Genomic DNA, 5,923 nt, shown 5'->3' with positions numbered 1-5,923 from the left:
GACCGGCCCGGCGACAAGCGGCTCGTCGCCTACGCCGTCCTCGACGCGCCCGGCGCCGCCACCCCCGAGGAGCTGCGCGACCACGCGGCCGCCCGGCTCCCCGAACACCTGGTGCCCTCCGCCGTCGTCGTCCTGGACGCCCTCCCGCTCACCCCGAACGGCAAGCTCGACCGTCAGGCCCTGCCCGCCCCCGACACCAGCGCGCCCGCCGGCGGCCGCGCCCCGCGCACCCCGCGCGAGGAGGTCCTCTGCGGCCTCTTCGCCCAGGTCCTCGGCGTCGCACACGTCGGCGTGGACGACGACTTCTTCCACCTCGGCGGCCACTCGCTGCTCGCCGCCCGCCTCACCGGACGCATCCGCACCGCCCTCGGCGTCGAGGCCGGCATCCGCGACCTCTTCCAGGCGCCCACCGTCGCCGCGCTCGCCCGCCGCCTCGACGGCGCCGCGACCGCCCGGCCGGCCCTGCGCCCCGCCGCCCGCCCCGCCGAACTGCCGCTCTCCCACGCCCAGCAGCGCCTCTGGTTCCTCGACACCGCCCAGGGCGACACCGGCGGCACCGCCTACAACCTCACCTTCGCCGCCCGTCTCGACGGCACCGTCGACCCGGACGTCCTCCGGGCCGCGCTCACCGACCTCACCGGCCGCCACGAGCCCCTCCGCACCCGCTTCCCGGCGGTGGACGGCCTGCCCCGCCAGTCCGTCGTCCCGGCCGCCGACGCCCGTCCCGACCTGGCGGTCAGCGACCACCCGCACACCCCCGACGAACTGGCCGCCGCCCTCCGGGCCGCCGCCGACCACCGCTTCGACCTCGCCGGCGAACTCCCGTTCCGGGCCCACCTCCTCACCGCCGACACCGGCGAGCACGTGCTGCTCCTGGTGATGCACCACATCGCCGCCGACGGCTGGTCGATGACCCCGCTGCTGCGCGACCTGGCCACCGCCTACGCCGCCCGCGCGGCGGGCGACGAACCCTCCTGGGCGCCGCTGCCCGTCCAGTACGCCGACTACACCCTCTGGCAGCGCGACCTCCTCGGCGACGACACCGACCCCGACAGCCTCCTCGCCCGGCAGCTCGACCACTGGCGCGGCGCCCTCGCCGGACTGCCCGACGCCCTGCCCCTGCCCACCGACCGGCCCCGCGCCGGCGACACCCGCGGCGACGGCGCCGTCCTGCCCGTGCGGTTCGGGCCCGGACTCCACCAGGGGCTGCGCGACCTGGCCCGGGAGACCCACGCCACCCTCTTCATGGTCGTGCAGGCCGGGCTGGCCGCCCTGCTGACCCGGCTCGGCGCCGGCACCGACATCCCGCTCGGCACGGCCGTCGCCGGCCGCACCGACGAGGCCCTGGACGACCTGGTCGGCTTCTTCGTCAACACGCTCGTGCTGCGCACCGACACCTCCGGCGATCCCACCTTCCGCGAACTCGTCGCCCGCGTCCGCGAGACCGACCTCGCCGCCTACGCCCACCAGGACGTGCCGTTCGAGCGGCTGGTCGAGGAGCTGAACCCGGTCCGCTCGCTCGCCCGGCACCCGCTCTTCCAGGTCCTCCTCGTCCTCCAGAACACCGAGGAGACCGACGTACGCCTCGGCGGCGCCACCGCCCGCCCCGAGCCCGTCACCAACACCTCCGCCAAGTTCGACCTCTCCCTCGCCCTCGCCGAGACCCACGACGAGTCTGGCGCCCCGGCCGGGATCGACGGCGGCCTCGAATGCGCCACCGACCTCTTCGACCCCGCCACCGCCCGCACCCTCCTCACCCGGCTCGAACGCCTGCTGCACGCCGCCGTCGCCGACCCCGACCGCCCCCTCGGCACCCTCGACGTCCTCTCCGCCGACGAACGCCACACCACCCTCACCACCTGGAACGACACCGCCGCCCCCTACCCGCGCGACCGCTGCCTGCACGAACTCTTCGCCGACCAGGCCGCCCGCACCCCCCACGCCACCGCCCTGATCTCCGGCGACGAGCGGATCGGCTACGGCGAACTCGACGCCCGCGCCAACCGCCTCGCCCACCACCTCATCGGCCTCGGCGTCGGCCACGGCGACGCCGTCGGCGTCCTCGTCGCCCGCGGCCCCGACCTCGTCACCGGCATCCTCGCCGCCCTCAAGTGCGGCGCCGCCTACGTCCCCCTCGACCCCGACCACCCCGAGGACCGCCTCCGCTCCATCGTCGAGGAAGCCGGCGTCCGCACCGCCGTCACCCACGGCGCGCTCGCCGCCCTGCTGCCCCCGGACCTCACCCTCGTCCGCGCCGACGCGCCCGCCGACCGCGCCCTGATCGACGCCCGCCCCGCCACCGCCCCCGACGTGCGGGTCCTCGCCGACGACCTGGCCTGCGTCCTGTTCACCTCCGGCTCCACCGGCCGCCCCAAGGGCGTCGCCTCCCCGCACCGCGCCACCGTCCGCACCTTCTTCGGCCAGGAGTACGTGGACTTCGGCCCGGACGAGGTCTGGCTCCAGTGCGCCCCCGTCTCCTGGGACGGCCTCACCCTGGAGCTCTGGCCCGCCCTCCTGCACGGCGGCACCTGCGTCCTCGCCCCCGGCCAGAGCCCCGACCCCGCCGTGATCGCCGACCTCGTCGCCGCCCACGCCGTCACCACCGCCTGGCTGTCCGCCGGCCTCTTCGCCGTCATCGCCGACACCCGCCCCGAGGTCTTCCGCACCCTGCGCCAGGTCATGACCGGCGGCGAGGCACCCTCCCTCGCCCATCTCCTGCGCGTCCGCCGGGACTTCCCGCACCTCCGCGTCGTCCACGGCTACGGCCCCGTCGAGTCGATGGTCTTCACCAACTGCCACCAGGTCACCGCCGACGACACCGCACGCGCCACCGTCCCCGTCGGCCGGCCCCTCGCCCACACCCAGGTGTACGTCCTCGACGCCCGCCTCCAGCCCGTCCCCCCGGGCGTCACCGGCGAGCTGTACGTCTCCGGCGACGGCCTCGCCCACGGCTACCGCCACCGCCCGGCGCTCACCGCCGAACGGTTCCTCGCCCACCCCCACGGACCGCGCGGCACCCGCATGTACCGCACCGGCGACCTCGCCCGCTGGCGCGCCGACGGCACCCTGGAGATCGCCGGCCGCGCCGACGGGCAGGTCAAGGTGCGCGGCTTCCGGATCGAACCCGGCGAGATCGAGGCCGTCGCCGGCCGCCACCCCGGCGTCACCCACACGGCCGTCGTCGTCCGCGAGGACCGCCCCGGCGACCGGCACATCGTCGCCTACGTCGTCGGCGACGCCGACCCGGCCGCCCTCCGCGACCACCTGGCCCGCACCCTGCCCACCCACATGGTGCCGTCCGCGATCGTCCCCCTGGACGCGCTGCCCCTCACCGCCAACGGCAAGCTCGACCGCCGCGCCCTGCCCGCCCCCGACTTCACCGCCAGCGCCACCCACCGCGCCCCGCGCACCCCGCGCGAGGAGATCCTCTGCGGCCTCTTCGCCGACCTCCTCGGCCTCCCCGGGACCGGCATCGACGACGACTTCTTCGCCCGCGGCGGCCACTCCCTGCTCGCCGCCCGCCTCGCCGTCCGCGTCCGCGCCGCCCTCGGCGCGGAACTCACCCTCCGCGACCTCTTCGAGGCCCCGACCGTCGCGGCCCTCGCCGAACGCCTCGACGGCGCCGCCCCGGCCAGGCCCGCCCTGCTCCCCGCCGCGCGGCCCGCCGCCCTGCCGCTCTCCCCGGCCCAGCGGCGCCTCTGGTTCCTCGACCGGGCCGAGAACGGCGCCGCCGCCTACAACGTCGCCCACGCCCTGCGCCTCGACGGCCCGCCCGACCCGACGGCCCTCGCCGCCGCGCTCGCCGACGTCACCCGCCGCCACGAGGCCCTGCGCACCGTCTTCCACGAGGAGCGCGGCGAGGTCCACCAGCGGATCCTGCCCCCCGACCGGGCACGCCCCGACCTCGCCGTCACACCCGCCGGGGCGGCGGACCTGCCCGCCGTCCTCTCCGCCCACGCCGCCCGCCCCTTCGACCTCGCCGCCGAACCACCCCTCCGCGCCCACCTGTTCGAGATCTCGGCGGAGGAGTCCGTCCTCCTGCTGGTCGTGCACCACATCGCCTGCGACGGCTGGTCGATGGCGCCGCTGGTCCGGGACCTCACCGAGGCGTACGCGGCCCGCGCCGAGGGCCGTGCGCCGGAGTGGACGCCGCTGCCCGTCCAGTACGCCGACTACACCCTCTGGCAGCGCGACCTGCTCGGCGACGCCGCCGACCCCGACAGCCTCCTCGCCCGGCAGACCGCGCACTGGAGGACGGCGCTCGCCGGTCTCCCCGACACCCTCGCCCTGCCCACGGACCGGCCCCGGCCGCCCGCCGCCGGCCACCGCGGCGACACCGTCCCCGTCCACCTCGACGCCGACCTCCACCAGGACCTGCTGCGGCTCGCCCGCACCTCCGGCGGCACCCTCTTCATGGTCCTCCAGGCGGGCCTGGCCACGCTCCTGACGCGGCTCGGCGCCGGCACGGACATCCCGCTGGGGACCCCGGTCGCCGGACGGTCCGACGAGGCCCTGGACGACCTGGTCGGCTTCTTCGTCAACACGCTGGTGCTGCGCACCGACACCTCGGGCGACCCGACGTTCCGGGAGCTGATCGCCCGGGTGCGGGAGACCGACCTGGCCGCCTACGCCCACCAGGACGTGCCGTTCGAGCACCTGGTCGAGGAGCTGAACCCGGTCCGCTCGCTCGCCCGGCACCCGCTCTTCCAGGTGATGCTGGTCCTCCAGAACAACGCCGAGGCGGCACCCGAGGCCCTCGGCGGGAGCGCCCGGCTCGACACCGTGCTCAACGGCACCGCCAAGTTCGACCTCACCGCCGCCTTCACCGAGACCCACGCCGGCGACGGCACCCCGTCGGGCGTCACCGGAGCCCTCGAATACGCCGTCGACCTCTTCGACCGGGCCGGCGCCGAGGCACTGGCCGCCCGCCTGCTCCGGCTCCTGGCGGCGGCAGCGGCCCACCCGGACGCCCGCATCGGCGACCTGGAACTGCTGGCGGCGGGGGAGCGGCGGCTGCTCCTGGAGGAACACAACGCCACTGCCCGCCCGTACCCGCACGACGCCCCCGTGCACGAGCTGTTCGAGCGGCGCGCCGCCGAGGCCCCCGAGGCGACGGCGCTGCTCTCCGGCGACGAGCGGGTGACGTACGGGCGGCTCGACCGGGAGGCCAACCGGCTGGCCCACCACCTCCTCGACCGGGGAGTGCGGCGCGGCGACACGGTCGGCGTCCTGCTCGAACGGGAGCCGAGCCTGGTCGTGGCGGTGCTCGCGGTGCTGAAGGCCGGGGCCGCGTACACGCTGCTCGATCCCGGATTCCCGGCGGAGCGCCTGCGGGAGACCACCGCCCGGGCCGGCGTCACGACGGTCGTCACGACGGTCGTCACGGCCGGCGCGCTCGCCGACGACCTCGGCGGCCTCGTACGGCTCGACGCCGAAGCCGCCGCGATCGCCGCCCACCCGGACACCGCCCCCGGGCGCATCGCGGGACCCGAGGACGTCGCCTGCGTGATGTTCACCTCGGGCTCGACGGGAGTCCCGAAGGGCGTGGTGGCCCCCCACCGGGCCCTCACCGGCACCCTCACCGGCCAGGAGTACGTGGCCTTCGGCCCGGACGAGGTGTGGCTGCAGTGTGCGCCGGTCTCCTGGGACGCCTTCGCCCTGGAGGTCTTCGGCCCCCTGCTGTACGGCGGCACCTGCGTCCTCCAGCCGGGGCTCAAGCCCGAACCGTCGGTCATCGCCCGGCTCGTCGCGGCCCACGGCGTCACCACCGTCCACGTCTCGGCCAGCCTCCTCAACTTCCTGCTCGACGAGTACCCGGGGTGCTTCGGGGGCGTGCGGCAGCTGATGACGGGCGGCGAGCCGCTGTCCGTGGCCCACATCGCGAAGGCGCGGGCGGCGTATCCGTCGCTGCGGCTGGTGAACG

General features: G+C 76.5%; 1 protein-coding gene. It reads left to right on the top strand.

What is annotated here, in order from left to right:
- A partial coding sequence (locus ACFW1I_RS37700; protein ID WP_384678537.1) for an amino acid adenylation domain-containing protein occupies positions 1-5,923 on the top strand: 5,923 nt, incomplete at both ends.

The sequence above is a fragment of the Streptomyces sp. NPDC058955 genome (assembly GCF_042741435.1).
In the GTDB taxonomy this organism is placed as follows: Bacteria; Actinomycetota; Actinomycetes; order Streptomycetales; family Streptomycetaceae; genus Streptomyces.
This window is presented reverse-complemented; position numbering and strand designations above follow the sequence as displayed.